This is a genomic window from Actinomycetospora sp. CA-053990 (assembly GCF_050948445.1).
Lineage (GTDB): Bacteria > Actinomycetota > Actinomycetes > Mycobacteriales > Pseudonocardiaceae > Actinomycetospora > Actinomycetospora callitridis.
Window position 1 is genome coordinate 5761799 of record NZ_CP192043.1, and the last position, 26457, is coordinate 5788255.

Annotated in this window: 24 protein-coding genes and 3 pseudogenes; 8 read left to right on the forward strand and 19 right to left on the reverse strand. The window is 74.1% G+C overall.

What is annotated here, in order from left to right; genetic code table 11:
- Window positions 1-45: 45 nt before the first annotated feature.
- The 3 genes and pseudogenes from ACQPYN_RS29345 to ACQPYN_RS29355 form a co-directional block, all read right to left on the reverse strand.
- On the reverse strand, window positions 46-549 hold the full coding sequence (locus ACQPYN_RS29345) for a YbjN domain-containing protein (protein ID WP_274194521.1): 504 nt from the start codon (window positions 547-549) through the stop codon (window positions 46-48).
- A pseudogene (locus tag ACQPYN_RS29350) lies at window positions 546-1211 on the reverse strand (glycosyltransferase); the annotation flags it as partial. The pseudogene ACQPYN_RS29350 and the gene ACQPYN_RS29345, both read right to left, overlap by 4 nt.
- A 59-nt stretch (window positions 1212-1270) precedes the next feature.
- A pseudogene (locus ACQPYN_RS29355) lies at window positions 1271-1741 on the reverse strand (glycosyltransferase); the annotation flags it as partial.
- Window positions 1742-1975: 234 nt separating this feature from the next.
- Between ACQPYN_RS29355 and ACQPYN_RS29360 the strand changes: the two are divergent.
- On the forward strand, window positions 1976-2749 hold the full coding sequence (locus ACQPYN_RS29360) for an SDR family NAD(P)-dependent oxidoreductase (RefSeq protein WP_433030387.1): 774 nt from the start codon (window positions 1976-1978) through the stop codon (window positions 2747-2749).
- A 16-nt stretch (window positions 2750-2765) separates the two neighbouring features.
- On the opposite strand, the gene ACQPYN_RS29365 is transcribed toward ACQPYN_RS29360, so the two are convergent.
- From ACQPYN_RS29365 to ACQPYN_RS29375, 3 genes are all read right to left on the reverse strand, one after another.
- Window positions 2766-3962 (reverse strand): L,D-transpeptidase, encoded by a 1197-nt coding sequence (locus tag ACQPYN_RS29365; protein WP_433030389.1) that lies wholly within the window; start codon window positions 3960-3962, stop codon window positions 2766-2768.
- A gap of 36 nt (window positions 3963-3998) precedes the next feature.
- On the reverse strand, window positions 3999-5186 hold the full coding sequence (locus ACQPYN_RS29370) for a L,D-transpeptidase (protein WP_433030391.1): 1188 nt from the start codon (window positions 5184-5186) through the stop codon (window positions 3999-4001).
- A gap of 115 nt (window positions 5187-5301) precedes the next feature.
- Window positions 5302-6426 (reverse strand): UDP-N-acetylmuramate dehydrogenase, encoded by a 1125-nt coding sequence (locus tag ACQPYN_RS29375; protein ID WP_433030393.1) that lies wholly within the window; start codon window positions 6424-6426, stop codon window positions 5302-5304.
- Window positions 6427-6451: 25 nt separating this feature from the next.
- Here ACQPYN_RS29375 and ACQPYN_RS29380 point away from each other — a divergent pair, with 25 nt between their 5' ends.
- Window positions 6452-6952 (forward strand): DUF2505 domain-containing protein, encoded by a 501-nt coding sequence (locus ACQPYN_RS29380; RefSeq protein WP_433030395.1) that lies wholly within the window; start codon window positions 6452-6454, stop codon window positions 6950-6952.
- Window positions 6953-6954: 2 nt separating this feature from the next.
- Window positions 6955-7854, forward strand: a complete 900-nt coding sequence (gene purU, locus ACQPYN_RS29385) for a formyltetrahydrofolate deformylase (protein WP_433030397.1) — start codon at window positions 6955-6957, stop codon at window positions 7852-7854.
- 49 nt (window positions 7855-7903) lie between these two features.
- Here the strand turns inward: purU and ACQPYN_RS29390 are convergent, their stop codons facing one another.
- From ACQPYN_RS29390 to ACQPYN_RS29440, 11 genes are all read right to left on the reverse strand, one after another.
- Window positions 7904-8881, reverse strand: coding sequence for a pirin family protein (locus ACQPYN_RS29390; protein WP_433030399.1), 978 nt, complete (start codon window positions 8879-8881; stop codon window positions 7904-7906).
- Between the two features lie 81 nt (window positions 8882-8962).
- Window positions 8963-9523 (reverse strand): YbaK/EbsC family protein, encoded by a 561-nt coding sequence (locus ACQPYN_RS29395; protein ID WP_433030401.1) that lies wholly within the window; start codon window positions 9521-9523, stop codon window positions 8963-8965.
- Window positions 9520-9819, reverse strand: coding sequence for a DUF2516 family protein (locus ACQPYN_RS29400; protein WP_274190949.1), 300 nt, complete (start codon window positions 9817-9819; stop codon window positions 9520-9522). The genes ACQPYN_RS29395 and ACQPYN_RS29400 overlap by 4 nt, the downstream gene beginning before the upstream one ends.
- A 130-nt stretch (window positions 9820-9949) precedes the next feature.
- Window positions 9950-10672, reverse strand: a complete 723-nt coding sequence (locus tag ACQPYN_RS29405) for a hypothetical protein (protein WP_433030403.1) — start codon at window positions 10670-10672, stop codon at window positions 9950-9952.
- Window positions 10673-10723: 51 nt separating this feature from the next.
- Entirely contained in the window at window positions 10724-11188 is a 465-nt protein-coding gene (locus ACQPYN_RS29410; RefSeq protein ID WP_433030405.1) for a helix-turn-helix domain-containing protein, read from the reverse strand.
- Window positions 11189-11304: 116 nt separating this feature from the next.
- The gene (locus ACQPYN_RS29415; protein ID WP_433039117.1) at window positions 11305-12513 is read right to left on the reverse strand and encodes a DUF445 domain-containing protein; all 1209 of its coding nucleotides are present in this window, start codon (window positions 12511-12513) and stop codon (window positions 11305-11307) included.
- Window positions 12514-13147: 634 nt separating this feature from the next.
- A complete protein-coding gene (gene asnB / locus ACQPYN_RS29420; RefSeq protein WP_433030407.1) occupies window positions 13148-15004 on the reverse strand; it encodes an asparagine synthase (glutamine-hydrolyzing) in 1857 nt (618 codons plus the stop codon).
- A gap of 61 nt (window positions 15005-15065) precedes the next feature.
- Window positions 15066-16541: an ATP-binding protein gene (locus tag ACQPYN_RS29425; protein WP_433030409.1), complete on the reverse strand. Its 1476-nt coding sequence runs from the start codon at window positions 16539-16541 to the stop codon at window positions 15066-15068.
- On the reverse strand, window positions 16538-18205 hold the full coding sequence (locus ACQPYN_RS29430; RefSeq protein ID WP_433030411.1) for an FAD-dependent oxidoreductase: 1668 nt from the start codon (window positions 18203-18205) through the stop codon (window positions 16538-16540). Before ACQPYN_RS29430 ends, ACQPYN_RS29425 begins: the two co-directional genes overlap by 4 nt.
- Window positions 18206-18373: 168 nt before the next feature.
- Window positions 18374-19183: a hypothetical protein gene (locus tag ACQPYN_RS29435; protein WP_433030413.1), complete on the reverse strand. Its 810-nt coding sequence runs from the start codon at window positions 19181-19183 to the stop codon at window positions 18374-18376.
- The gene (locus tag ACQPYN_RS29440) at window positions 19180-20115 is read right to left on the reverse strand and encodes a hypothetical protein (protein ID WP_433030415.1); all 936 of its coding nucleotides are present in this window, start codon (window positions 20113-20115) and stop codon (window positions 19180-19182) included. Before ACQPYN_RS29440 ends, ACQPYN_RS29435 begins: the two co-directional genes overlap by 4 nt.
- Window positions 20116-20520: 405 nt before the next feature.
- Here ACQPYN_RS29440 and ACQPYN_RS29445 point away from each other — a divergent pair.
- The 3 genes and pseudogenes from ACQPYN_RS29445 to ACQPYN_RS29455 all read left to right on the forward strand — a co-directional run.
- Window positions 20521-20946: pseudogene (locus tag ACQPYN_RS29445) on the forward strand (S8 family serine peptidase); the annotation flags it as partial.
- A gap of 101 nt (window positions 20947-21047) precedes the next feature.
- Window positions 21048-21734: a S8 family serine peptidase gene (locus ACQPYN_RS29450; RefSeq protein WP_433030417.1), complete on the forward strand. Its 687-nt coding sequence runs from the start codon at window positions 21048-21050 to the stop codon at window positions 21732-21734.
- 69 nt (window positions 21735-21803) lie between these two features.
- On the forward strand, window positions 21804-22661 hold the full coding sequence (locus ACQPYN_RS29455; protein ID WP_433030419.1) for a nitrilase-related carbon-nitrogen hydrolase: 858 nt from the start codon (window positions 21804-21806) through the stop codon (window positions 22659-22661).
- A 7-nt stretch (window positions 22662-22668) separates the two neighbouring features.
- Here ACQPYN_RS29455 and ACQPYN_RS29460 read toward each other — a convergent pair whose 3' ends face one another.
- Window positions 22669-23424 (reverse strand): E3 ubiquitin ligase family protein, encoded by a 756-nt coding sequence (locus tag ACQPYN_RS29460; protein ID WP_433030421.1) that lies wholly within the window; start codon window positions 23422-23424, stop codon window positions 22669-22671.
- A 126-nt stretch (window positions 23425-23550) separates the two neighbouring features.
- Window positions 23551-24390, reverse strand: a complete 840-nt coding sequence (locus ACQPYN_RS29465) for a PhzF family phenazine biosynthesis protein (protein ID WP_433030423.1) — start codon at window positions 24388-24390, stop codon at window positions 23551-23553.
- Between the two features lie 372 nt (window positions 24391-24762).
- Between ACQPYN_RS29465 and ACQPYN_RS29470 the strand changes: the two genes are divergently transcribed.
- Window positions 24763-25536, forward strand: a complete 774-nt coding sequence (locus ACQPYN_RS29470; RefSeq protein WP_274194542.1) for a coniferyl-alcohol dehydrogenase — start codon at window positions 24763-24765, stop codon at window positions 25534-25536.
- Window positions 25537-25639: 103 nt separating this feature from the next.
- Window positions 25640-26455: a serine protease gene (locus tag ACQPYN_RS29475; RefSeq protein WP_433030425.1), complete on the forward strand. Its 816-nt coding sequence runs from the start codon at window positions 25640-25642 to the stop codon at window positions 26453-26455.
- The last annotated feature ends 2 nt before the right edge of the window (window positions 26456-26457 follow it).

The window sequence follows — 26457 nt, forward strand, 5'->3', positions numbered from 1 at the left end:
GCGTCGGATGCCCCCCGTCCCACGCCGGCGGCGTGGCCCGGTGGCTCAGTCGCGGCCCTCCACGAGGTGCGCGAACGCCGAGAGGTTCGCCAGCGACTCCCCCCGCGACTCCCGCCACGCCCACTCGCGGCGGATCGACGTGGCGAAGCCGAGCTCGAGCAGGGTGTTGAAGTCCCCGTCGGCGGCCTCCAGCACCTGCCCGAGGATGCGGTCGATCTCCTCGTCGATCACGGCGTGCCTCGCCACGCGCCCGACGAGGTGGATGTCGCCGGCCCGGTCGATCGTGTAGTGCACGCCGTAGAGCCGGGCGTTGCGCTGCAGGAGGAAGCGGTAGACCTCCTCGAGGTTCTCGTCCGCGTGCCGGCACACGAACGCCTCGACCAGCAGCGCGTGGGGCGTGAGCACCAGCCAGCAGTGCGTGGCGAGCTTCTTGGTGCCCGGCAGCGTCACGAAGAACCGTCCCGGACCCGGCCGGGTGTAGGTCAGCTCGCGCTCGTCGAGGGCGTCGACGAGCACCTTCTCCAGCTCGTCCGGGGCAGGGGAGCTCACACCGCCATCCCTCGTGTCCGGTCGCGGTCCTTCTCCCGCGAGGCCTCGGCGTACGTCGCGAGCAGCGCGTCGGCCGTGCGGTCCCACGAGAACATCGCCGCGTGCTCCACGGCGCCGGCGGAGAACCGCTGGCGCCCGGCCCGGTCGAGGCCGACGCGCTCGAGGGCGTCCGCCCAGCGCTCCGGGTCGTGGCCGTCGACGAGCAGCCCCGAGCGTTCGTGGGCGACCGCGGTGGGCAGCCCGCCCACGGCGGCGGCCACCACCGGGGTGCCGCAGGCCTGTGCCTCGAGGGCGACGAGCCCGAAGGACTCCGAGTAGCTGGGCACGGCGACGACGTCGGCGGCGCGGTAGACCTGCGCGAGCTCATCACCGCGCCGGGGCGGCAGGAAGCGCACGACGTCGGCGATGCCCAGATCGCGGGCGAGCGCCACCAGCGACTCCGGCTCGGCGAGCCCGGTGCCCGAGGGACCGCCGACGACGAGGACGACCAGCCGCTCGCGCAGCTCCGGACGGCGCGCGAGCATCGTGGCGGCGGCGCGCAGCAGGACGTCGGGGGCCTTGAGCGGCTGGATCCGCCCCACGAACGCCATCGCCGTGTCCTCCGGCCGGATCCCCAGGGCGGCGCGCGCGGCGTCGCGGTCGGGCGCGGGGTGAAGGTGCGCAGGTCGACGCCCGGCGCGATCGTGCGGACGCGGGCGGGGTCGGCGCCGTAGGCGGCGACCAGGTCGTCCGCCTCGGCCTGCGTGGACGTGACGAGGCGGTCGGCCTCGGCCACCACCTGCTCCTCGCCGACCACCCGCGACAGCGGCTCGGGCCGGTCGCCGTCGGCGAGGGACGCGTTCTTGACCTTGGCCAGGGTGTGCGCGGTGTGCACCAGCGGCACGCCCCAGCGGTCCCGCAGGAGCCACCCGACCTGGCCGGAGAGCCAGTAGTGGCTGTGCACCACGTCGTACCAGCCCGGCTCGTGACGGGCCTCGTCGCGCAGCACCCCGGCGGTGAACGCGCACAGCTGGCTGGGCAGGTCCTCCTTGCCGAGGCCGCCGTAGGGCCCGGCGATGACGTGCCGGACCAGCACGCCGGGCGCCAGCTCGGCCACCGGCGGCAGGTCCGACGACGTCGCCCGCGTGAAGATCTCGACCTCCACGCCGCGCTGGGCCATCCGCCGGGCCGTCTCCACGACGTAGACGTTCATGCCACCCGCGTCGCCGGTGCCGGGCTGGGCGAGCGGCGAGGTGTGCAGTGAGATGACCGCGACCCGGCGGGGTCGCCCCGGATGCGGACGAACCACCCGGCCCGGGGGACGGGAACGGGTCGCCGGAGATGCCGTCGCCGTCGTCGCCGCCGGGGTCACCCCGCCAGCTTAGGTGTGTCGGGCCCTCCCGGGCTCGCCGAGGACCACGTGACGAACAGACCTAGGGTGCGGGGCATGAGCACGCCGACACCGGGAACCGACCGTCCCCTCGCCGTCGTCACCGGCGCCAGCTCGGGCATCGGGGCCGCCACCGCCCGCGCGCTGGCCGCCGACGGCTGGCACCCCGTCCTCGGCGCGCGCCGGGTGGAGCGCCTCACCGAGGTCGCCGAGGAGGTCGGCGGCACCGCCCTGCCCCTCGACGTCACCGATGCGGACTCGGTGGCCGCGTTCGTCGACGGCGTGCGCGACCTCGTCACCCCGCAGAGCCCGCTGCGCGGCCTGGTGAACAACGCCGGCGGCGCCAAGGGCACGGAGAAGGTGATCGAGGCCGACGAGGAGAAGTGGCGCTGGATGTGGGAGTCGAACGTCCTCGGGACCCTGCGCGTCACCAAGGGCCTGCTGCCGCTGCTGATCGACTCGGGCGACGGCCACGTCGTCACCATCACCTCGATCGCCGGCCTCGAGGTCTACGACGGCGGCTCGGGCTACACCGCCGCCAAGCACGCCGAGGGCGCCATGCACCGAACCCTGCGCGGCGAGCTGCTCGGGGAGCCCGTGCGCGTCACCGAGATCGCACCCGGCGCGGTGGAGACCGAGTTCGCACTCGTGCGGTTCGCGGGCGACGAGGACCGCGCGGCCAAGGTCTACGAGGGGATCACGCCGCTGGTCGCCGAGGACGTCGCCGAGGTCGTGGCGTTCGCCATGAGCCGACCCTCGCACGTCAACCTCGACACCATCGTCCTCAAGCCCCGCGACCAGGCCACGGGGATGCGCTTCCACAGGACCTAGAGAGGACCCAGACCACCTAGAGCGCCGACATCCCCTGCCACTCCGTCCAGGGGATGGCCCAGTCGTAGATGTCGCCGTCGCTCGGCGAGTAGTTCACCCCGGAGTTCGTGACCTCCACCGGATCGCCGTACTGGGCGGTGTCGTAGAACGCCCGGGCATCGGCCTCCGAGAGGTTGATGCAGCCGTGGGTGACGTTGCTGGAGCCCTGGGCGCCGGTGGAGGCCGGGTTGGCGTGGATGAACTCGCCGTTGTTGCTGATGCGCACCGCCCAGCGCTCGACGAGGTCGTAGCCGTACTGCTCGCTCACCATCCGCTTGTTGGTGAACTTCTCGCTCACGACGTGGATGCCCGAGCGCGTCGTGCGGTTCGGGTCGGAGTCCGTCCCGTAGCTGGCGGGGACGTCCATCACCTGCTGGCCGTCGCGGATGACGACCATGCGGAAGCTGTTGACGTCGGCCTGCACGACCTGCGAACGGCCGATCTTGAACGACGTGGTGAGGTCCTCGCGGCCCCACGCGCCGCCGCCGAACGGCGTGCCGAGGAGGTTCGCGCGGACGTCCACCTGCGTGCCGGGCCGCCAGTACTCCTTCGGGCGCCAGTGCACCCGCGAGCCGCCGTCCTGGTCGGGCAGCCAGGCCCAGGAGCCCTCGGTGGGCACCGACGTGCGCACCTGCAGCGCCCGCTCCACGGCCGCCTTGTCCTCCACCGGGGCGGCGAACTGGATCGTGATCGGCGCCGCCACCCCCACCTCGCGGTCGTCCCCGATGTTCAGCGTCGCCCGGACCGTCTGCCCGGGCGCGACCGTGGTGAACGAGCCGGTGACCGGCGAGGAGCCCCCGCCGGGCCCGGTGGCCGTGCCGCCCCAGGTGTAGGTGGCGCCGTAGGCCAGCGGGCCGGAGGGCGTCCAGCGCTTCCGGTCGGGCGAGAGCGACCCGGCGACCGCACCGCCCGGCGACGCGGTGAGCGTGACGTCGGTGAACGTCCCCTCGGTGCTGGCCGCGACCGTGGCGCGCGGCGCGACGTCGGCGGCGTTCGCGGCCGGCTCGACCGCCACACCCACCGGTGGCGGCGCCTCGGTGGAGGCGCCGGCCCCGCCGGGCGTCGGCGCCCCCGAGCCGCAGGCCGTCAGCACCACCAGCAGCAGCCCGCTCAGCACCGTGACGAGCGCCCGACCCATGCGTCCCCCGAACCTCTCCGAGTGCGTGGCCACCATCGTGGCACCGCACCCCGACGGCCCGCCGGGTCGAACTCAGGTCAGCGCCGACATCCCGGCCCAGGTGTCCCAGTCGAGGGCCCAGTCGTAGACGTCCCCGTCGGCGGCGGAGAGCTGGACCGGGGAGTTCGTGACCTCGACGGGGTCGCCGTAGATGGCGGTGTCGTAGTACGCCCGGGCATCGGCGGTCGAGAGGTTGACGCAGCCGTGGGTGACGTTGCTCGAGCCCTGGGCGCCGGCCGACGCCGGGTTGGCGTGGATGAACTCGCCGTTGTTGCTCATGCGCACGGCCCAGTGCTCGACGAGGTCGTAGCCGTACTGCGCGCTGGTCATCCGCTTGTTGTCGAACTTCTCGGTGACGACGTGGGTCCCGCTGCGCGTGATCCGGTTGGGGTCGCTGCCCAGCCCGTAGCTCGCGGGCACGTCCATGACCTGCTGGCCGTCCCGGATCACGACCATCCGGTGGCTCGTGACGTCGGCCCGCACGATCTGCGAGCGCCCGACGGTGAGGTGGTTCGTGAGGTCCTCACGCCCGTAGGCGCCGTCGCCCAGGTTCACCCCGTACAGGTTCGCCGCGACGTCGACGACGGTGCCGGGCTTCCAGTACTCCTTCGGCCGCCAGTGCACCCGCGAGCCCAGCGCGTCGTCGGGCAGCCACGCCCACGAACCCTCGGTGGGCACCGACGTCCGCACCTGCAGGGCCCGCTCCGCAGCCGCCTTGTCGGTGACCGGCCCGTCGAACTGGATGGCGAGCGGCGCGGCCACCCCGACGGTGGCGTCGTCGGGCTGCGCGAACTGCGCGCGCACGACCCGTTCCGGGCTCACCGTGGTGAAGCCGCCGGCCACAGGTGTGGTGGCCCCGTCGGCGCCCACCGCGACGCCGGACCAGGTGTAGGGCTTGCCGTAGCCGAGCGCCTCGGTGGCGGCCCAGCGGTGTCCGTCCGGGGTCGTGGCCCCGGCGATCGGGCGGCCGTCCGCGCCGGTCAGCGCGACGTCGCGCAGGGCGGCGTCCGGCGCCGTCACGCTGATCTCGCCGCCCGGGTCGACGTCGGCGCGCCCCGGCACGGCCGTCGTGGTCACGGTCGGGGGCTGCGTCGCGTCACTCCCCGCCGGCCGGGGCGTCGCGCCCGCAGCCGCACACCCCGCGACGACTCCCGCGACGGCGACGAGCGCCACCACCACGGCCAGCACACCCTGCACGCGTTCCCGCACCCCGAGGGCCACCTCTCCTGATCGATCCCGAACGCATGACGCGAACGGCCCCGGGACGGTTGTCAGGCCACGGGCACACTCACACCGGTGGCCCAGTGATCGTGAGCGGCGTCTCGCCACATACCGGTCAGAGGGCGCAGGAGACGAGCACGGGCTCGGGTTCGAGCACGAGACCGAAGGCGGCGTCGACCCGGTCGCGCACGTCGCGGGCGAGCGCCAGGAGGTCGTCGGTGGTCCCGCCGCCGCGGTGCGTCAGGGCGAGCGTGTGCTTGGTGGAGACCCGCGCGGGGGCGTGCTCGCCGGGGTGGCCCCGCGGGACGCCGGCGCGCTCGATGAGCGCAGCGGCGGAGAGCTTCACCAGCCCGCCGGGCTGCGGCCACGCCGTGACCGGGACCTGGCCCGCCGCTTCGACGCGGGCGGCGACGCGGGCCGCGGTGGCCTCGTCCACCACCGGGTTGGTGAAGAACGAGCCCGCGCTGCGGCTGTCGGGGTCCGCGGGGTCGATGACCATGCCCTTCCCGCGGCGCAGGGCGAGCACGGCGGCGCGGGCGTCGGCGACGGGCACGCGGGTGCCGGGCTCGACGCCGAGGGCGCGGGCGAGCTCGGCGTAGCGGACCGGGGCGGACAGGCCGTCGGTGGTGAGGCGGAAGCGCACGCCCAGCACGATCTCGCCGTCGACGTTGCGGTCGCCCTTGAGGCGGCTGGTGCGGTAGCCGAGGCCGAGGTCGGCGGCCGGGACCGTGCCGCGGCGGCCGGTGCGGCGCGCGTAGAGGTCGACGTCGACGAGGAGGTCGCCGACCTCGACGCCGTAGGCGCCGACGTTCTGCACCGGCGTCGCCCCGGTGCGCCCGGGGATGCCCGAGAGGCACTCGAGCCCGCCGAACCCGTCGGCGACGGTGTCCGCGACCAGCGCATCCCAGTCGTGGCCGGCCTCGACGTGCAGGACGACGGTGTCGGCGTCGCGGCGCACGACCTCGTGGCCCGCGGAGTCGATGAGCAGCGCGGTACCGGCGAACCCGGCGTCCCCGATGACGAGGTTGGAGCCCCCGCCGACGAGCAGCAGCGGCTCGCCCGCCCCGTCGGCCGCCCGGGCCCGCTCGACCACCTCGTCGGCCGTCGCCGCCCGCACCAGGCGGCGGGCGGGGCCGCCGAGACCGAGCGTCGTGTGGGGCGCGAGGAGCGTCGCGGCGTCGGTGTCGACGGGGCCGTCGCCCGGCGCGGGCGTCGTCTGAGCGGTCGGACCGGGTGCCACGGCCTCCGACGGTAACCTCCCGCCCGTGTCGACCCGCATCGCCCACCGCGCCACCTGGGACGTCCCCGCCGAGGAGGTGTACGCGGAGCTCGTCGACGGCGACCACCTCCGGGCACGCCTGAAGGAGCTCGGCGGCAAGGATCCCGCCCTCGTGGAACACACCGTCGACGACTCCGGAGCCCGCGTGGAGCTGCGCCACTCGGTGCCCGTCGAGTTCCTGCCGTCGGCGGTCCGCCGCTTCACCGGCGACGACCTCGTGCTCGACCGCGTCGAGACCTGGCGCGGGCGCACCGACGGCGGCTACGACGGCACGTTCGAGGTCACGGTCCGCGGTCTCCCCGGGACGATGACCGGGACGCAGACGCTCACCGACTCCGGCGGTGGCGCGGTCACCGAGATCCAGGGCGAGGCCACGGTGTCGGTGCCGATGGTCGGCGGGCGCATCGAGAAGGTCGTCGTCGAGCAGGTCGGCGCGCTGCTCGACGCCGAGGACGCATTCACCCGCCGGCGGCTGGAGAAGCGCTGACCATGGCGACCCATCGCCTCGTCGTTACCCTGAGCTGTCCGGACCGCACCGGCATCGTCGCCACGATCACGGGACGGCTCGCCGCGCTCGGCGCCTCGATCACCGAGGCCGCGTACCACGCCGACACCGAGGCGGGCTGGTTCGTCACGCGCCAGGTCGTCGACGCCGCGTCGGTGCCCGGCGGGGCGGACGTGCTGCGCGTGGTGATGGGCCAGGTGGCCGCGGGCCTCGAGGTCCCCGGCGGCGACCCGGTGCGCTGGCAGGTGCGCGACGCCGCCGAGCCGCCGCGGGTGGTGCTGCTGGTCAGCAAGGAGTCGCACTGCCTGCACGACCTGCTCGGCCGGGTCTGGGGCGGCGAGCTCGAGATGGACGTGCGCGCGGTCGTGGGCAACCACGAGGTGCTGCGCCCGCTCGCCGAGGCCCACGGCGTGCCGTTCCACCACGTGCCGTTCCCCTCGCGGGCCGAGGACGACGACGCCCGCACGGGCCGCGACGCCGCGTTCGCGAAGGTCGCCGCCCTCGTCGACGAGCACGACCCGGCCGCGATCGTGCTGGCGCGCTTCATGCAGGTCCTGACGCCCGAGCTCTGCGACCGATGGGCCGGGCGGGCGATCAACATCCACCACAGCTTCCTGCCGTCGTTCGCCGGCGCGCGCCCGTACCACCAGGCCCACGCCCGCGGGGTGAAGCTCGTCGGGGCGACGTGCCACTACGTCACCGCGGACCTCGACGCCGGCCCGATCATCGAGCAGGACGTCAGCCGCGTGGACCACGCCGACAGCGCCGAGGACATGGTCCGCCGCGGCCGGGACGTCGAGAAGCTGGTGCTGGCCCGCGGGCTGCGGGCCCACCTCGAGGACCGCGTGCAGGTGCACGCGGGCCGCACCGTCGTCTTCCGCTAGGTGCCTGCGGCATGTGAGCACTTCGTGGTGCTCCGGCACCTCGAAGTGCTCACGTGCGCGTGCGCACCCGCTCGGCGGGGATCGCGCCCAGCCGGCCGGCGTGGAAGTCGACCATCGCCTCCCGGACCTCCTGCTGGGTGTTCATGACGAACGGCCCGCCCCAGGCCACCGGCTCGCGGAGCGGGCGGCCGCCGAGCAGCACGACCTCGAGCTTCGGGTGCCGGCCCTCCTGCCCGGGGTCGGCGGCGACCCGCAGCGACTCGCCGGGACCGAAGACGACGAGCTGGCCGGTGCGCACCGGCCGCCGCTCGGCGCCGACCGTGCCGTCGCCCGAGAGTACGTAGAGCAGCGCGTTCTGCTCGGGGTCCCAGGGCAGGTGCAGCGCGGCGCCGGGCTCCAGCGAGGCGTGCGCCATCGTCATCGGCGTGTAGGTCGAGCCGGGTCCCTCGTGCCCGCCGACCTCGCCGGCGATGACACGCACGAGCGTCCCGGCGTCGGCGGAGGTCAGCAGCGCGGCCTGCCCGGAGCGCAGGTCCTGGTAGCGGGGCTGCACCCACTTCTGCGCCTGCGGGAGGTTCACCCACAGCTGCAGGCCGTGGAACAGGCCGCCCGACGCGACGAGCGCCTCCGGCGGGCGCTCGATGTGCAGCACCCCACCACCAGCGGTCATCCACTGCGTGTCGCCGTTGGTGATCGAGCCGCCGCCACCGTGGTTGTCGGCGTGCTCGAACGTGCCGTCGATGATGTAGGTGACGGTCTCGAAGCCCCGGTGGGGGTGCCAGGCCGTGCCCTTGGGCTCGCCCGGCGCGTACTCGACCTCGCCCATCTGGTCCATGTGGATGAACGGGTCGAGGAGCGCGAGGTCGACGCCGGCGAACGCGCGGCGCACCGGGAAGCCCTCGCCCTCGTAGCCCTGCGGCGCGGTGGTCACCGTGCGGACGCCCCGCTCGGTGGCGCCGACGCGGGGCCCCGCGGGCTCGGGGATGCGGGGCAGGACCGTCAGGTCGGCGACCGTCAGAGCGGGCATCGTCCCCTCCTCAGTAATTGAACGTTCAATGTTGAGCGGAGAACGTTCCCCGAGGGCGACCGATTCCCACCGGGCCCCGCGTCAGCGGCCGAGGCCCTCGAGAGCCTCGGCCCCGGCGATCTCGCCGAGCACGGCACCGGGGACGAGGAGCTTGCTCTCGCGCCGGCCGCTGCCCACCACCACCGCGGGCGTGGCGAGCACCGCGGGGTCGACGAGGACGGGCCACGACGCCGGCACGCCGAACGGGGTGATGCCGCCGTAGGCCATGCCGGTGAGCTCCACGGCCTCGTCCATGGGCGCGAACGACGCCTTGCGGACGTCGAGCCGCTTGCGGACGACCGTGTTGACGTCGGCGCGCGTCGTGGCCAGCACGACGCAGGCGGCGAAGCGACGCTCGCCGGAGCGCGAGCCGGCGACGACGACGCAGTTGGCCGACGCCTCCAGCGGCGAGCCGTAGGCCTCGCAGAACGCGGCGGTGTCGGCGAGCGTGGGGTCGATCGCCGCGACGAGACAGTCCGCCGCGACGTCGGCGGGCAGCGCGCGCAGGGCGTCGACGACCGGCTCGGCCAGCAGATCGGTCCGCTCGAGGGCGGGCACCGGCTCCAGCGACCCCGCGATGGCCAGGGCGGCCGCCGACGTCACCAGCGCGGGCCCTGCTGGATCTCGATCACCCGCGGGCGCACGTCGACGATGTAGATGAGCACGGCGATGATGCCGACCAGCCACAGGAAGCTGTAGGGGCCGCTGGTGGAGATCGCGAGGATCGCCAGGCCGACGCCGGTGATCGCGCACCAGACGGGCTTGGTCAGCTTGTCCGCGGCCGTGAACGCGTCGGAGCGCTGCATCAGGGCGTGCACGAAGGCGTAGAGGCCCACCGGGATCCCCAGCAGCCACAGCACCAGCAGCACGTAGCCATCGAGGTTGTAGAGCACCGACACGCCACCACGATACGTGCCCCGCGCAGCGGGGCGACAGGCGCGCGGTCCTCCTCCGGACACACGACGACCCCGGGACGGCGGAGCGTCCCGGGGTCGTGTCGAGCAGAGCGTCACCGCACGGTGGCGGGACTCAGCTCTTGGGGGCCCGCTTGGCGCCGCCCGCGGTGGCCGCGGACTTCGGCGCGTTCTTCGGGCCCTGCTTCTTCGGCGCGGTGCGCGCGGCGGCCTTGCGCGTGGTGCTGCGCGTCTCGGCCGCCACCTCGTCACCGGCCTCCTTGATCTCCTCGGAGAGCTCGGAGCCGGCCTCGGCGACGACCTCGGCGGCCTGGGCGCTGAAGCGCTGCGTGGTGCGGGCGGCGCGCTCGCCGACCGAACGGGTCTGCTTGGTGACCCCGGCGAGAGCGCTCTCACCGCGGACGCGGACGCCCTCGACGGCGTCCTCGAGGCGGTCCTCGATCTCGCTCGAGACCTGGTCGACCGTGTTCAGCGCCTGCTTGACCTGCGGCTGCGACGTGATGTCGCGGTACGCGGACTCGCCGCGCTTGATGAGGTCGGTGTAGACGCTGCGGACGGCGGCCAGGTAGCTGTCGACCAGGCGGCGGAAGTCCTCCGCGGTCAGCTTGGTGCGCAGCTCCTGGACCTCGGCCGGGAGGTCCTCGACGCGGGCCTGCACCTCGGTGGCGCCGGACTGCACGCGCTCGGCGGCCTCACGGGCGGCGGCGACGGCCACGTCGCCGAGGCCCAGCACGGCCAGGGCGGGCTGGCGCAGCGGGTCGATGGCGTCCGAGACGGCCTTGCTGGCCTGGTCGCGGACCTCGCGGACGTCGAACTTGGTGGGGAAGGTGACAGCCATGGTCGTCCTCTCTCCTGAATACGTGTGGGACGTGCGTGCCTGAGCGGTAGGTCAGGACGTGCGCGGGGCCGGTGCCTCGACTGCCTGGGCGGCAGCGTCGATGGCGGCCACGGCGAGCGCGGCGTCCTCGGTCCCGGTCGCGGTGCTGGTCTCGGCAGCGTTGCCGCGACGGAACGATTCGTAGATGTCGGTGAGCACCTGTTTCTGGCGCTCGGTCAGCTCCGTGTCCGACGCGAGGGCGTCGAGCACCGGGGAGTGCTCCCGGGGCTCGAGAATCCCTGCCCGGACGTACAGCGCCTCGGCGGAGATCCGCAGGCCGGTCGCGATCTGGGCCAGGATCTCGGCGGACGGCTTGCGCAGTCCACGCTCGATCTGGCTCAGGTACGGGTTGCTGATCCCCGCGACCTTCGCGAGTTGACGGAGGCTGACCTCCGCACCCTCACGCTGCCGGCGGATGTAGGCACCGATGTCCTCGACGGCCTGGCCGATCTTCTCGACCCCGTCCGTCCCGGACACCGATGACCACCTCCTCCGAACTCGCTGACACCCACGCTAACACGAGTGCTAGCTGGCGCAAGCACTGTGCTTGCGCAGGTCGCGTGGGCTGCCACACACACTTCCGGGGGACGGCGTCAGACGAGGAGCTCGCCCACGGTGTAGATCACCAGGCCCGCGAGGGCACCGACGAGGGTGCCGTTGATGCGGATGAACTGGAGGTCACGGCCCACCTGGAGCTCGATCTTGCGCGAGGTCTCGGGGCCGTCCCAGCGGGCGACGGTGTCGGAGATCAGGGTGGAGATCTCGCTCGAGTAGCGGCCGACGACATAGGCGGCGGCGTCGACGATCCAGCCGTCGATCTTGTCGCGGAGCTCGGGATCGGTGTCGAGGCGCTCGCCGAAGCGGGCGACGCCGTCGGTCACCTTCAGGCGCAGCTGCGACGACGGGTCCTCGGCGGCGTCGAGCAGCATCGCCTTGCCGGTGGCCCACGCGCGCGAGATGAGGGCCTGGACCTCGGGGTGCTCGAGGAGCTGGCGCTTGATGTCCTCGACCCGCGCGTTGGTGTCCGGGTCGTCCTGCAGGTCGGCGGCGAAGGAGATCAGGAAGCGGTCCACGGCCTTGCGCATCGGGTGGTCGGCGTCGGACTTCACCGCCCAGGCGAACGACAGGGCCTCGGCGTAGAGGCGATCACCGATCAGCCCGTCGACGAAGCGCGGCGACCAGCTCGGCGCCTGCTTGCTCACCAGCGCCATCACGGTGTCGTGGTTGTCGCGCACCCAGTCGTAGGCGCGGTCGCAGATCAGGTCGACGACGCGGCGGTGCGCCCCGTCGTCGAGCACCCCGGCCAGCAGCCGGCCCATCGGCGGCCCCCAGGGCTGGGCGACGACCCGCCGGGTGACGGCCTGGTCGACGACGGCCTGGATCTCGTCGTCGCGCAGCACGGTGACCGCGCCGCGCACGACGGTGGCGAGCTCGCCGGTCACCCGCGAGGCGTTGCCCGGCGTCGTGAGCCAGCCGCCGAGCCGCGCGGAGATCTGGGCGGCGCGCAGCTTCTCCCCGACGACCTTGGGGGCCAGGAAGTTCTCGCCGACGAAGCCCGAGAGGCTGGCGCCCAGCTGGTCCTTCTTGCGCGGGATGAGCGCCGTGTGCGGGATCTTGATGCCCAGCGGGTGACGGAAGAGCGCGGTGACCGCGAACCAGTCGGCGAGCCCGCCGACCATCCCGGCCTCGGCCGCGGCACGCACATAGCCGGTGAACGCAGGTCCGCCGTTGCGCTCCCAGACCAGGAAGACGATCCAGACGATCGCGGCACCGAAGAGGAACGACAGCGCCACGCCCTTCATGCGGCGCAGGCGGGCCCGCTTCTCCGGGTCGTCGACGAAATCCGGGATCAGGCCGCCCTCCCCGCCGGACGCGCGGCGGGAGGACGGGAGCGCGACGTCGTCGCCCCCACCGGTGACGGGCGGGCCGACGGGTTCGGTCGGCGGGTCGGCCTCCACGTCGCCACGTGTGCTGGCGCCGTCCGGGCCGTGGGCGGTCTGCACCTCCCCAGTGTCCCACCGGCGCCGGGCGGGGCCCGTCGAGCACCGGGACGTCGCATTCGGCTCAGTGCGGCACTGAGGAGACGTGCGTCACGGCCGATTCGTCCCCCGGTCCGGTGAACCGGAGGACCACCCGGCGCGAATCGCGCACAGGGCGGCGAGAGTGCGTATCGCTCGGGCGACTTCGGTCGTTGGATAGATGCCGTTGTCGCCGTTGTTCGCGCCGGAGTCGTCGCACGGTCTCCACGGCCGCCGTCGTCCCCGTCGTGACCAGGGTCGCCGACGTGTCTTCCGACCACCCCGTGCCGTCCCTCGGGACGACCCGGACCCCCGTGCGACCGACCGCGCCCGGCCGCACGGGGTCTCGCGTCCCCCGGTCGCCGTGCTGCCCCACGGTGACCGGGGGGCGCCCCCCTCCGACCTGTGGCGGACGCGCTCAGAGCGCGAGTGTCGGGCGGTAGCGCCGCAGCCACGCGTCGATCTGCAGCACCGATTCCATGCGGGCGCGGTCGGTGTCGATGCTCGGGCCGTCCTGCGGGGCGTCGATGGCCGAACGCAGCGCCTCGACGTCGACGATCTCGCGCACCGGGGCGTCGCGATCGGACACCAGGTCGGCGATCGACGCGCGCAGCGCCTTCTCGTAGCCCGGGTCCTGGGTGGACGGGTACGGGCTCTTGACCCGGTCGACGATCGACGAGGGCAGCAGGTCGCTGGTCGCGGCCCGCAGCAGGCTCTTCTCCCGGCCGTCGAAGGTCTTCAGGGCCCAGGGCGTGTTGAAGACGTACTGGACGAGGCGGTGGTCGCAGAAGGGCACCCGCACCTCGAGCCCGCTGGCCATGCTCATGCGGTCCTTGCGGTCGAGCAGGATCTGGACGAACCGCGTCAGGTGCAGGTAGCAGACCTCGCGCATCCGACGTTCGTGGTCGGAGACGCCCTCGACGTGCGGCACCTCCGCCAGCGCGTCCCGGTACGACGCGTCGACGTAGCCGTCGAGGTCGAGCCGTTCCCGCAGGTCCGGGGCGAAGTGGCTCACCGAGAGGTCCAGCGGCCCCTGGCGCCGCGCCATCCACGGGAACGTGTCGGCGCCCACCGCGTCGGCGTCGTGGAACCAGCGGTAGCCGCCGAACACCTCGTCGGCGGACTCCCCCGACAGCGCCACGGTCGAGCGACCCCGGATCGCCTTGAACAGCAGGTAGAGCGAGGTGTCCATGTCCCCGATCGAGACCGGGACATCGCGGGCGGCGAGCACCGCGGCCCGGGCCTCGGGGTCGATGAGGTCGTCGTTGGACAGCGTGATGGCCGTGTGGTCGGCGGCGACGTGCTCGGCGAGCTCCCGGACGTACGGCCCGTCCGGGGTATCACGCATCGGGTCGGCGTGGAAGGCGTCCTCGTAGCCCACGAAGTCCACGGAGAACGAACGGACGGGGCCGGCGTCCTGGGCGCGCAGCTTCTGCGCCGCGAGCGCGGTGATCGCCGAGGAGTCCAGGCCGCCGGACAGCAGCGCGCACAGCGGCACGTCGGCGATGAGCTGGCGGTCGACGATGTCGTCGAGCAGCTCGCGGACGTGCGCGACGGTGGTGTCCTGGTCGTCGGTGTGCTCGAGGGCCTCGAGCTGCCAGTAGCGGTGGACGTCGGCGCCCTCGCGGCGCACGCGCACCCACGAGCCGGGGCGCACCTCGTACAGGCCCCGGTAGATGCCGTGGCCGGGCGTCTTGACGTGCGCGAGCAGCTCCCGCATGCCGTCGAGGTCCAGCACGGCCTCGCTGCGCGGGTGCGCCAGGATCGCCTTGGGCTCGGAGCCGAAGAGCGCCCCGTCCGGCGTCGGGTACCAGTACAGCGGCTTGACGCCCATCCGGTCGCGGACGAGGAAGAGCTCCTCGCGCCGGGTGTCCCAGATCGCGAAGGCGAACATCCCGTTGAGGCGCTCGACGACGTCGGAGCCCCACTCGAGCCAGCCGACGAGGACCACCTCGGTGTCCGACGCGGTGCGGAAGACGTGGCCGCGCCCCTCGAGCTCCCGGCGCAGCTCGCGGAAGTTGTAGACCTCGCCGGAGAACACCAGCGTCAGCAGCGTCTCGCCGTGGCGCTCGAGCGTCATCGGCTGCCGGCCGCCCGGCACGTCCACCACCGCGAGACGGCGGTGGCCCAGGGCGGCACGGGACCGGCCCTCGTCCTGCGACAGCCAGAGACCCTCGTCGTCCGGCCCCCGGCAGCTCATCGTCTCGACCATCGGGGCGACCTCGGCGCGGTCCACTCCGCGCGCCAGGTCCACAGCTCCGGCGATGCCACACATGGGCCCGACCTCCTCGTCGACGGTGACGAGGAGGGAGTGCCCCGATATTTAGCTTGCGTAACTAATCGTCGAGATCCTCGCCCGGCGTCGTCTCCCGGCTCGGACCGTCGATCGGCAGGCAGACCTCGAACGTCGTGCCGCCCGGGCCGGTGTGGACGCGGATGTCGCCGTGGTGCTTCTTGACGACGATGCGCCAGGAGATGTCCAGGCCCAGCCCGGTGCCCTCGCCGACGTCCTTGGTGGTGAAGAACGGCTCGAAGATGCGCGGGCGCACGTCCTCGGGGATGCCCGGGCCGGTGTCGGAGATCTCGACGACCGCGTTGCGGCCGTCGCGGCGCGTGCGGATCGTCAACGTGCCCGAGCCGTCGCCGGTCGCCTTCATGGCGCCGACGGCGTTGTCGATGATGTTGGTCCACACCTGGTTGAGCTCGGCGGCGTACGCCGGGATCTTCGGCAGGTCGGGGTCGAGCTCCTTGACCAGCTGGATGCCCTCGAGCTTGCGACTCATCATCATCAGCGTCGACTTGAGCAGCACCCGCAGGTCGACCTCGTCGAACGGCGCGCGGTCGAGCTGGGAGTACTGGCGCGCGGCCCCCACGAGGTTGGCGATGCGTCCGGTGGCGTCGGTGATCTCGCCCATCAGCGTCTCGGTCTCGACGGCGTAGGCGATCCAGCGGACCGCGGCCTCGATCGACCCCTCGGGCACCGCGCGCTCGACCTTGTCCAGCCACTCGGCGTCCAGGCCGCCCGCGACCAGGACCGGCGCGAGGTCCCAGGCGCCGCCGACGCTGCGCTGGTCGAGCCAGTCGCCGAGCTCGTCCTCGGCGTCCGAGGCCTCCATCACCGAGAGGTCCGGCGCGGTCTCGGCCCGGCTGACGGCGTCCTCCTGGAGGTCGACGAGCTGGGCGATCGTCTCGCCGTCGAGCTTGCCGCAGGCCAGCAACCCGAGCTTGTGCCGCATCCCGGCGACGCGGCTGCGCAGCGACTCGGTGGCCCGCTGGGCGGCGGCCGCGGGGTTGTTGAGCTCGTGGGTCAGGCCGGCGGACAACGAGCCGAGGGCGAGCAGCCGCTCGCGCTCGCTGGTGATCGTCGAGGTGCGGCGCATGCCGACGACGAGGCCCTCGAGCAGGTGGATCGGCAGCGGGAACCACTCGCGCAGCGCCTCGGCCCACTCGGTGGCGGGCAGCGCGAGGAACGTCGCGTCCTGGGTCGCCCGCAGCGAGTGCATGTAGGTCTGCTCGGCGTTCGGGATGTAGGCCTGCGTCGAGCCTCCGTAGGTGCCGCGCTGGCTCGTGCGCGTGGTCTCGACCTCGTCGCCGCGCACCGTCTGCAGCATGGCCATCTCGCCGGAGAGCAGCACCCAGAAGCAGGCGGCGGGGTCGCCCTCGCGGCAGACCGTCTCACCGGCGGAGGCGGTGACGACGTCCCCGTGGCGCGCCAGCCAGTCGAGCTGGGCGTCGTCGAGCTTCTCGAACAGGAAGAGCTCCCGCAGCTCGTCGCGGGTGAGCTTCTCGGGGATCTGCTCGGTGGTGCTCATGAGTTCTCCAACCATCGGTGCACCAGACTCACGGCCATCGCTCCCTCACCGACTGCGGACGCGACGCGCTTGACCGACTCGGCCCGGACATCGCCGACGGCGAAGACCCCGGGCACGGACGTCTCCAGGTGAAACGGATCCCGGTCCATTTCCCATCCCGCGGGGCGCCGTCCGTTCGGACCCCCGGGCAGGTCGGGGCCGGTGAGGACGAAACCGCGGCCGTCGCGGGCGACGACACCGTCCAGCCAGTCGGTGCGCGGCGCGGCGCCGATGAAGACGAACAGCCAGGAGGCCTCGACCGTCTCCTCGGCGCCGGAGTTCCTGTCACGCAACGTCAGCTTCTCGAGGTGCTCGGTGCCGGCCGCGCCGACGACCTCGGTGCAGGTGCGGACCTCGATCCGGGGGTTCGCCTCGATCTGCGCGATCAGGTAGTGCGACATGGACGCCGTCAGCGACGGACCGCGCACGAGCATGACGACCCGGCTGGCGTGCCGGGAGAAGTTCATCGCCGCCTGGCCCGCCGAGTTGGCGCCGCCGACGACGTACACGTCCTGGTCGGCGCACGAGTTCGCCTCGGTGGCCGCGGCGCCGTAGAACACGCCCTGGCCGGTGTGCTCCTCGAGCCCCGGGCAGTCGAGCATCCGGTACGAGACGCCGGTGGCCAGCACGACGGCGTGCGCGGTGATCTCGGAGCCGTCGTCGAAGGTGATGACGCGCGCCCGCCCGCGGGGCTCCATGTTGGTCACGGTGCGGGTGGTGAGCACCTCGGTGCCGAACTTCTCGGCCTGCAGGCGCGCCCGCGTCGTCAGCTGGTCGCCCGAGACGCCGTTCGGGAAGCCCAGGTAGTTCTCGATGCGGCTCGAGGTGCCCGCCTGTCCGCCGGTGGCCCGGGACTCGATGAGCACCGTGCGCAGCCCCTCGGATCCGCCGTAGACGCTCGCGCCGAGCCCGCCCGGGCCGCCGCCGATCACGGCGAGGTCGTAGACGGCCTCCGAGGCGGTGGTCGACAGGCCCGCGGACTCGATGACCTGGGCGTCGGTGGGCTGGACCAGCGCCGTCCCGTCCTCGGTGATGACGACCGGCAGCTGGTCGGGATCGGCGCCGGCGGCCTCGAGCAGGCGGGCGCCCTCGGGCTCGTCGGCGCGCAGGAAGTCGTAGGAGAGCTGGTTGCGGGCGACGAGGTCGCGCAGCTCGTAGGAGCGTGACGACCAGCGGTGCCCGACGATGCGCACGGGCGCCGCCGGCCGGTCCGGGGTGTCACGCCACGCCGCGAGCAGGCTGTCGACCACCGGGTAGAGCTTCTCCTCCGGCGGGTCCCACGGCTTGAGCAGGTAGTGGTCGAGGTCGACGACGTTGATCGCGGTGATCGCCGCCTCGGTGTCCGCGTAGGCGGTGAGGAGCACGCGTCGCGCCCTCGGGAACAGGTCCATGGCCTGCTCGAGGAACTCGACGCCCGACATCCGCGGCATGCGCTGGTCGGCGAGGATCACCGCGACCTGCTCACCCCGCAGCGCGATCTCCTTGAGGGCGTCGAGCGCCGCAGGGCCGGACTCGGCCCGCACGATGCGGTGGTGCTCGCCGTACTCACGTCGTAGGTCGCGGGCGACGGCGCGGGAGACCCCGGGGTCGTCGTCCACGGTCAGGATCACCGGGCGGGCTGGCACGTCTCCGAGCGTAGGCCCTCGCCGGCCCTTCTCGATCGATCGAGAAGGTCACTCCGGCCTAGTCGCTGCTGCTGCTCGACAGTCCGGAGTCGTCCGAGCCCGGGGAGTCACCGGAGCTCCCGGTGTCCCACCACGTCGAGTCCCCGCCGTCGTCCCCGCTGCCCCGGGTCAGCGGCGCGTCCCGCGCCGCGCGGATCTTCGCGTCGAGCTCGGCGCAGACCCATACGACGAACGCCGCCGCCGCCGGCGAGAGACGCTCGGGCACGCGGGCCTGCGGGTGGACGCGGCCCCGACGGCACGGGCCGAGGCGCACCAGCCACGCCTCCCCTCGTCGTCGACGAGCGTGCGCCGCGGCACGGGGTGGGTGCCGCGGACCTCGAGGTCCAGGCGCCGGCCCTCGACGGCGATCTCCCAGCGACGCCGCCCGGCCGGGCCGAAGCGACGCGCGACGAACACCGGCCCGGCGGCGCCGCTCGCGGTCATCTGCCCCGCACGGGCCCGCAGGCGCAGGCGGCGGTCACCGTCGTCGAGGAAGGCGGACGGGCCGCCGCGGTCCTGGCGGTCGTTGACCGTCACCGCGCCCGGGACGTGGTCGACGTCGACGACGTAGCGCACGGTGTCGCCGGGACGGCCGGCGTCCTGGGGCTCCGGACGGCGGACGCGCACCGGCTGGCCCGTGCCGTAGGTCCGGACGTCGTCGCGCGCGCGCCGGCGGATGGCCGAGACGAGCTGGTGGATCAGCCCCCACACCAGGATCGGGACGAGGACGATCACCGCGGTGAGGACGTTGACCGCGCCGTCGTCGGCGATCCCCGGCTCCGGCGACGGGTCGAGGGCGACCGCGATCGCCGCCGCGACACCGGCCAGGAGCAGCGCGCCCGCCCACCAGAGATAGCGGTGGTGACCCAGGCGGCGCGGCGACCAGCGGGGCGCGGGGCCGCCGTGGGCGGGGCGGACCGGGTCGAGGGTGGCGGTCACGGGATCCTCTCCTGCTCCTCGTGGCCCGTCCACGTGTCGGCGACGGGCTCCGGTGCCGTGGCACCGAAGTCGCGGCCGTAGCTGCGGACGCGCTCCTGGTGGGTCTCGAGCTCGCAGAACAGCCACAGGCAGAACGCCACGGCGTCCGGCGCCAGGTCCTCGGGCAGCCGCCCGTGCGGCCGCAGGCGGGCGGCGCGCCCGCCGCGCAGCTGGTCGACCAGCGACGGGACGCCCATCTGCACCAGCCAGGCCGTGCCGTCGGGCTCGAGCAGCGTGCGCCGCGGCACCGCCTGGATGCCCCGCACGTCGCAGGTGAGCCTGCGGCCGTCGAGGTCGATCTCCCAGCGGGCGCGGTAGCGGCCCGGCAGCGTGCGGCGGGTCGCCCGGTGGCGGACGGCCCCGGCGCGGACGCTCGCGGTCAACGTGCCCCGCCCGCTGCGCAGGCGCAGCTCCTCGTCGGCGGTCTCGAGGAACCGGTGACGGTTGCCGTGCGCCGCGCGCTCGACGACCCGCGCGGCGTCCGGCACGTGGTCGACCTCGATGTGCAGGAGGACGTCCTCCGCCGGTCGGAGCCAGGAGGGCGCGTCGGGGTCCGGCGGGGGCGCGGCGCCCCGGACGGCCTGCCCGGTGCCGTAGACCCGGACGTCGTCGGAGACGCGGCGGCGGAGGGCGCCGACGAGCTCGGCGCCCGTCATCCACACCAGGACGGGTGCGAGGAGGCCCACGGCGACCACGACGGTCAGGGCGCCGGCGTCGGTGATGCCCGCGTCCGGCGAGTCGGTGGACCCGACGGCGATCACGACGGCGAGGGCCGCGAGCAGCACGGACCCGGCCCACCACAGGTAGCGGTGGTGACCCAGCCGTGCCGGGGACCACCGCGCGGCGCGGCCGCCGCCGGCCGGCCCGGGCTCGCGCGTCGTCGTCGCGGTCATCGTTCTCCTCCCTCGCCGGCCAGCCTGACGGCTACACAGAGAGACGACAAGTTCGAACAGTAGGCCGAACGGGTGGACGAGGTCCATGGATCACCGGCGGCAGCCACGGTGGGTACCGCTTCGGCCGAACAGCCCCGGCGATCCGACCGGCCGCCCTACCATCCGCGGCGTGGGGGAGATCGTCCGTCGAGCGGTGCGCGGGATGGGGGCGCTCGCCGCTGTGCCCCTCGTCGCGGTGGCGCTCGTCGCGGTGGCCCTCGTCGCGCTCGGCCCGGCCGTCCCGGCCGGCGCCGCCCCGTGCTCCGCGTCGACGCGCCGGTCCCTCCGCCTCCCGACGCGCGGGCGCTCGCCGCCCTCGACCCCGAGCCCCACCCGTTGCCCGGCGTGCGGTCCCGCGTCCCGTGCGTGCGCTCGGCCGCCGACGGCGTCATCCCCGCCGCGCCCTGGAGCCAGCAGCGTCTGCGGTTCACCGACGCGTGGCGCTTCACCCGCGGCGCGGGCCAGACGGTCGCGGTGATCGACACGGGCGTGAGCCCGCACCCGCGGCTGGCGGGACGCCTCGTCGACGGCGGCGACTTCGTCGGCCGCGACGGCGGGCTGCTCGACTGCGACGGTCACGGCACCCTCGTCGCCGGCATCATCGCCGCGGCGCCCGACCCGGCCACCGGGTTCGTCGGCGTCGCCCCCGACGCGCGCGTCCTCTCGATCCGTCAGTCGAGCCTCACGGTGAGCACGACGAGCCCGGACGGCACCACCGGCTCGGGCGGCGGGAACGTCGACACCCTCGCCGAGGCGATCGTGCGCGCGACCCGCCTCGGTGCCACCGTCATCAACGTCTCCGAGGCCGCGTGCGTGCCCGCGGCCTCGGCGGGTCCGGCGCTCGCGCCCTGCGTGCCGCGGTGCGGGCCGCGGTGGACGCCGACGTCGTCGTCGTGGCCGCGGCCGGCAACGCGGGGTCGGGGGCGTGCACCCAGGGCGCCGATGGGCAGGGCGCGGACGGCCGGGGCGCCGGCCAGGTGGTCGCACCGGCGTGGTTCGGCGACGACGTGCTCTCGGTCGGCTACACGCGCCGCGACGGCCTGCCGTCGCCGCTGAGCCTGCGCGGGCCGTGGGTGTCGCTCTCCGCGCCCGGCTCGGAGATCGTGTCGCTCGACCCGGCCGGCCCCGGGGTGGTCGACACCGTGGCCCCGATCGGCGCCGAGCGCAGCGTGCCGATCGAGGGCACGAGCTTCGCGGCGCCCTACGTCAGCGGTGTGGTCGCGCTGGTCCGCGCCCGCTATCCGGGCCTCGACGCCCGCCAGGTGATGGCGCGGGTCACCGCGTCGGCCGACCGTCCCGGCGGCGCGCCCGCCTCCGGCGGGGCCCACGACGACGCGGTGGGCGCGGGCACCGTCGACCCCGTCGCGGCGGTCGCCGACGTCCGTCCGGACGAGTTCACCGGCGACGGTCCGGTGTCGGTGTCGCCCGCAGGGGCGGGCCGGGTCGACCTGAGCGACGGCCGCGATGCACACTCCGGATCGCGCACGGTGGCGCTGGCCGGGTCTGCAGCCGCAATGGCGCTGCTGGGCGGAACCGGTCTGGTCGTCCTCGTCGCGCGACGGGCACGTCGGTCGCGCTGAGGCGACCGGGGGCCCGGGTGGAGTCCCCGTCCCCCACGCCGCGTGCGGCGACGATCCCGAGGAGCCCGCGTGCGCATCACGCTCGCCCAGACCGACGCCACGCTCGGGGACGTCGACGGCAACATCAAGCGCACCGAGCGCGTGGTCGCCGAGGCCGCCGACGCGGGCTCGGACCTCGTGGTGTTCCCCGAGCTCGCGCTCTCGGGCTACCAGGTGGGCGACGTCCCGCACGACCTCTCGATGGCCCCGGACGACCCGCGGCTGCTGCGGATCTCCCAGCGCGCCGGCGGCGCCGGGGTGCTCGTCGGGTTCCCCGAGGCCGGGGGCCACGGCCTGCACACCTACAACAGCGCGGGCTACTACGAGGACGGTCGGCTCGTCCACACCCACCGCAAGCTCTACCTGCCGACCTACTCGACGTTCGAGGAGCGCAAGCACTTCCTGCCCGGGCAGCACTCGCGGGCCTACGGCGTACGGGGCGGGCGGCACCGGGCGGCCACGCTCATCTGCAACGACGCCTGGCAGCCGCAGGTCGCCTTCCTGTCGACCCAGGACGGCGCGCACATCCTGCTCGTCCCGGCCAACTCGGCGCAGTCGATGTCGCCCGAGCGCTACGACTCCAAGGAGTACTGGCGCAACATCACCACGTTCTACGGCCGCATCTACCAGCTGTTCGTGGTGTTCGTGAACCGCGTCGGCGTCGAGGGCGGCCTGACGTTCTGGGGCGGCAGCCACGTCGTCGACCCCTGGGGCGAGGTCGTCGGCGAGTGCGGCGAGGGCGCCGAGGCCGAGGAGACCTGCACGGTCGACATCGACCTCGCCGACGTGCGCAGGCGCCGGCGCGACATCCCGCTCGTGCGCGAGGCCCGCCTCGGCCTGCTGCGCCGCGAGATCGACCGTCTCCTCGACGAGGGCGGCGACCTGTGAGCTCGGCTCACAGCAGTCCGACGACGACCAGCACGATCCCGAGGACGGCGACCGCCGCGCCGCCCCACGCCCACCAGCGCTGAGCGCCGGCTGCGGAGGCCTTGAGCTCCTCCTCGGAGCGCGTGGACACGATGAAGGGCTCCGACGACGACTCCGGCTTGCCGATCACCAGCGGGCCGATGCGGTCGTGGACCTCGCCGAGGACGTAGAGCCGCTGGCCCGGGCGGATGACCCACTCCGTGTAGGTCATGCCGAGGGACTGGCTGCCGCTGGTGAAGAACCCGCCGCCGCTCGGGCCCTGGCCGGGGACGAAGTTCTCGTGGACCTTCTCGGGGCGGTCGGGCGCGACGCCGTTCGGGTCGACGCCGATGATCCCGGAGTCGTCGACCAGCGCGTAGCCCTGGCGCGAGGTGTCGTCGAGGACGGTGTCGTTCTGCTCCCGGCGCCGCCAGTCGCCGTCGGAGTCGCGGTACTGCTCGCTGTACTTGTGGACCACCGTCTGGCGGAACCACACGCACTCGACGCCGCTCTGGGGCGCGCGCAGCGGGCCGTCGGAGTGCGGGTGGGCCGCGCCGACCACCTCACAGACCTTGCGGAAGCCCCCGACCGTTCCGAGGTCGGCCAACGTGCGGCGGTGCTCCTCGAGCTCCGCGATCGGCAGGGTCTCGGCCGCGATCATGGCGTGCCGGCGCGCGCGGGTGCGCTGCGCCATCAGGAAGCCCGCCACCCCGAGGGCGACGAGGATGAGACCGACGATCCACACGGCTGCCACTCCCGCTGTCCCCGGCCGGCGACGCTCGCCGACTCTGCTCACAGAGAGTGACACACGGCCGAGTGGGGCGCCAGTAAGAGACCCCTGAGGGACGAGACGCCTACCCTCGGTGAGGAGTCAGATCTTCGTCGCCTCGGCGAGCAGCTCGCCCCGGCTGACGGTGACCGCGTCGCCGCGCAGGTGGACGCGCTCGCCCGCGAGCTCGACGCCGACCTCGCCGCCGCGCGGGGAGAGCTGGGCGCCGACCAGGCGGTCCCGCCCGAGCCGCGACGACCAATACGGCGCGAGGCAGCAGTGCGCCGAGCCCGTCACCGGGTCCTCGTCGATCCCCACCGCGGGGGCGAAGAACCGGGAGACGAAGTCGGGGGCGCCCGGTGTCGGGTCCTCCTCGGCCCGGGCGGTGACGATCACGCCCCGCCCGCTGGCCGCCCGCAGCACCGAGAGGTCCGGCTCGAGGTCGCGGACCTCCGCCGCCGAGGGGATCTCGACGAGCACGTCGTAGCGGCAGCGGGCGATCTCGACGATCGCGGCGCCCAGCGCGTCGGCGAACTCGTCGGCCAGGTGCCCGTCCGGCAGCGCGGAGACCGGCTCGTCCACGGGGAAGTCGAGCTGGATGCCGCCGCCCGGCAGCGCCTCGGCCCGCAGCACGCCGGACGCGGTGCGGAACGCGATCGGCGACTCGGCGAGGCCCTGCTCGAACAGGACGTGCGCGCTCGCGAGCGTCGCGTGGCCACAGATCTCCACCTCGACCTTCGGGGTGAACCAGCGCAGGCCCACCTCGCCCGTCGTCGCGAGGGTGGAAAGGTCGACGAAGGCCGTCTCGGACACGTTCACCTCGGCGGCCACCGCCTGCATCCACGCGGCGTCGTCGGCGTCGGTGAGACACACCCCGGCCGGGTTGCCGGTGAAGGGCGAGGACGTGAAGGCGTCGACGAGGAGGAGCTGCACGGGCTCCATGGTGCCGTGTGCGGCGCCGCTCGGGCAGTCGGATCGCTCGGCGCCCGCTGACATAGCTCCCCCGCTGGGCCGGCCCGGGGCGTGGGCCGCCCCACCACGCCCCGGACTCGGGTTCCGGCGGGGACGCCGGGGGGTCAGGAGTCCGCTCCGACCTCGAGGGGCTGCGACATCGCGCGCTCCGCTTCCGTGATCGTCACTTGCGTACCGACCGTCACATCCCACCCGCCCGAAGCCAAGCATCTGCACCCCGACGGCCGAAGATCGACACCAGGAGCGACGGGCGGATCACGGCGTGCCGCGGCTCGTGGGGGAGGAGGTCGATCGGGGACTGCCCCGACGGGGTGACGCGGACACGCCGCTACCGTGCCCGTCATGAGCACGGTCTTCCTCGTCACCGGCGCCTCCTCGGGGGTGGGGCGGGCGCTCGCCCAGTTCCTGGGGCGCCACGGGGTGTCCGTCGTCGGGCTCGACCGCCGCGATCCGCCCGACCGCGAGGTCTCGCACATCCCCTGCGACCTCGCGGACCCGTCGTCGATCGACACCGCTGTGGACCGCCTCGACGGCCAGGTCGACGCGCTCGCCAACGTGGCCGGTGTCCCCGGGACGGCCCCGGTCGAGACCGTGCTGTCGGTGAACTTCCTCGGCATGCGCCACCTCACCGAGCGCCTGGTGGGACGCATCCGCCGCGGCGGGTCGGTGGTCAACGTGTCGTCGTCCGAGGGGCGTCACTGGGTGGCCCACCTCGCGGAGCTGCGCCCCCTGCTCGCCACCCGCACGTTCTCCGAGGGCCTGCGGTGGTGCCGGGAGCAGCGTCCCGACCGGCCGATCTACGAGGTCTCCAAGGAGGCCGTCCTCGCCTACACGACGGCCTCGTCGACGCTGACCTGGGCGGACGGCGTGCGGATGAACGCCGTGGCCCCCGGCACCGTGCGGACGCCGTCGCTGCCCGAGGTCGAGCGCTCCACCGACCCGCGGCGTCTCGCGCGCCAGCGCACCGCGGCGGGCCGGGACGCGGAGGCGGCGGAGATCGCGTCGGTGGTCGCGTTCCTGATGTCGAACGAGAGCCGGTGGGTCAACGGCCAGACGCTCGCCGCCGACGGCGGGGTCTCCGCGGCGACCACCTGGGCGGCGCTGCAGTCGCGCTGACGCCTTCTCCGCCAGACCCACGATCGCGCGTCACCCGGTCGTGGGTGGCGGCGTTGGTCCTGGTGGACGCGAGTGGACGCGACGGACGCCCCGGGGAGACCACATGCCTGCACGACGCTCGGCCCGCCGCACCCTCGCCGCGCTGGTGACGGGTGCCGCCGTGGCGGCGGGAGCCTGGCTCGCCGTCGTGCCCGCGGACGCCGCTCCGGGTGACGAGCCGGTGCCCACCGCTCCGGGCGTCCACCCGGGCGTGCAGACCCGCACCGACGGCGCACAGTGCACCTCGAACTTCGTCTTCACCGACGGCGACGACACCTACCTCGGCCAGGCCGCGCACTGCTCGGGCACCGGGGGCTCGGACCAGGTCGACGGCTGCACCGCGGGCTCGCTGCCCCTCGGGACGCCCGTGGAGATCGCCGGCGCGAGCCGTCCGGGCACCCTGACCTACAACTCCTGGCTCGCGATGCAGGACGCCGGCGAGAGCGATCCGGACGCCTGCGCCTACAACGACTTCGCCCTCGTGCGCCTCGACCCCGCCGACGCCGCGACCGTGACCGCCGCCGTCCCGGTCTTCGGCGGCCCGACCGGCGTCGACACCGACGGCACGCGGCCCGGCGAGATCGTGCGCAGCTACGGCAACTCCGAGCTGCGCGGCGGCGTCACGCTGCTGAGCCCGAAGATCGGCACCGTCGTCGCCACGCGCGGCGGCGGCTGGAGCCACGACGTCCTCACCGCCACCCCGGGCATCCCCGGCGACTCGGGCAGCGCCTTCCTCTCGGCCGACGGCACCGCCCTGGGCGTGCTCTCCACGCTGCAGTTCGCGCCGGTGCCCGCGAGCAACGGCGTCAGCGACCTCGCGCGGATGCTCGACTACGCCCGCGACCACGGCGCCGGCGGCGTCCGGCTGGTCACGGGCTGACC

Bases quoted from the DNA above. Each gene is read 5' to 3' on its own strand.
- ACQPYN_RS29360 (WP_433030387.1), top strand. From the start codon at position 1,976: ATGAGCACGCCGACACCGGGAACCGACCGTCCCCTCGCCGTCGTCACC.
- ACQPYN_RS29365 (WP_433030389.1), bottom strand. From the start codon at position 3,962: ATGGTGGCCACGCACTCGGAGAGGTTCGGGGGACGCATGGGTCGGGCG.
- purU (WP_433030397.1), top strand. From the start codon at position 6,955: ATGGCGACCCATCGCCTCGTCGTTACCCTGAGCTGTCCGGACCGCACC.
- ACQPYN_RS29390 (WP_433030399.1), bottom strand. From the start codon at position 8,881: ATGCCCGCTCTGACGGTCGCCGACCTGACGGTCCTGCCCCGCATCCCC.
- ACQPYN_RS29405 (WP_433030403.1), bottom strand. From the start codon at position 10,672: ATGGCTGTCACCTTCCCCACCAAGTTCGACGTCCGCGAGGTCCGCGAC.
- ACQPYN_RS29415 (WP_433039117.1), bottom strand. From the start codon at position 12,513: ATGAAGGGCGTGGCGCTGTCGTTCCTCTTCGGTGCCGCGATCGTCTGG.
- asnB (WP_433030407.1), bottom strand. From the start codon at position 15,004: ATGTGTGGCATCGCCGGAGCTGTGGACCTGGCGCGCGGAGTGGACCGC.
- ACQPYN_RS29425 (WP_433030409.1), bottom strand. From the start codon at position 16,541: ATGAGCACCACCGAGCAGATCCCCGAGAAGCTCACCCGCGACGAGCTG.
- ACQPYN_RS29440 (WP_433030415.1), bottom strand. From the start codon at position 20,115: ATGACCGCGACGACGACGCGCGAGCCCGGGCCGGCCGGCGGCGGCCGC.
- ACQPYN_RS29465 (WP_433030423.1), bottom strand. From the start codon at position 24,390: ATGGAGCCCGTGCAGCTCCTCCTCGTCGACGCCTTCACGTCCTCGCCC.
- ACQPYN_RS29470 (WP_274194542.1), top strand. From the start codon at position 24,763: ATGAGCACGGTCTTCCTCGTCACCGGCGCCTCCTCGGGGGTGGGGCGG.
- ACQPYN_RS29475 (WP_433030425.1), top strand. From the start codon at position 25,640: ATGCCTGCACGACGCTCGGCCCGCCGCACCCTCGCCGCGCTGGTGACG.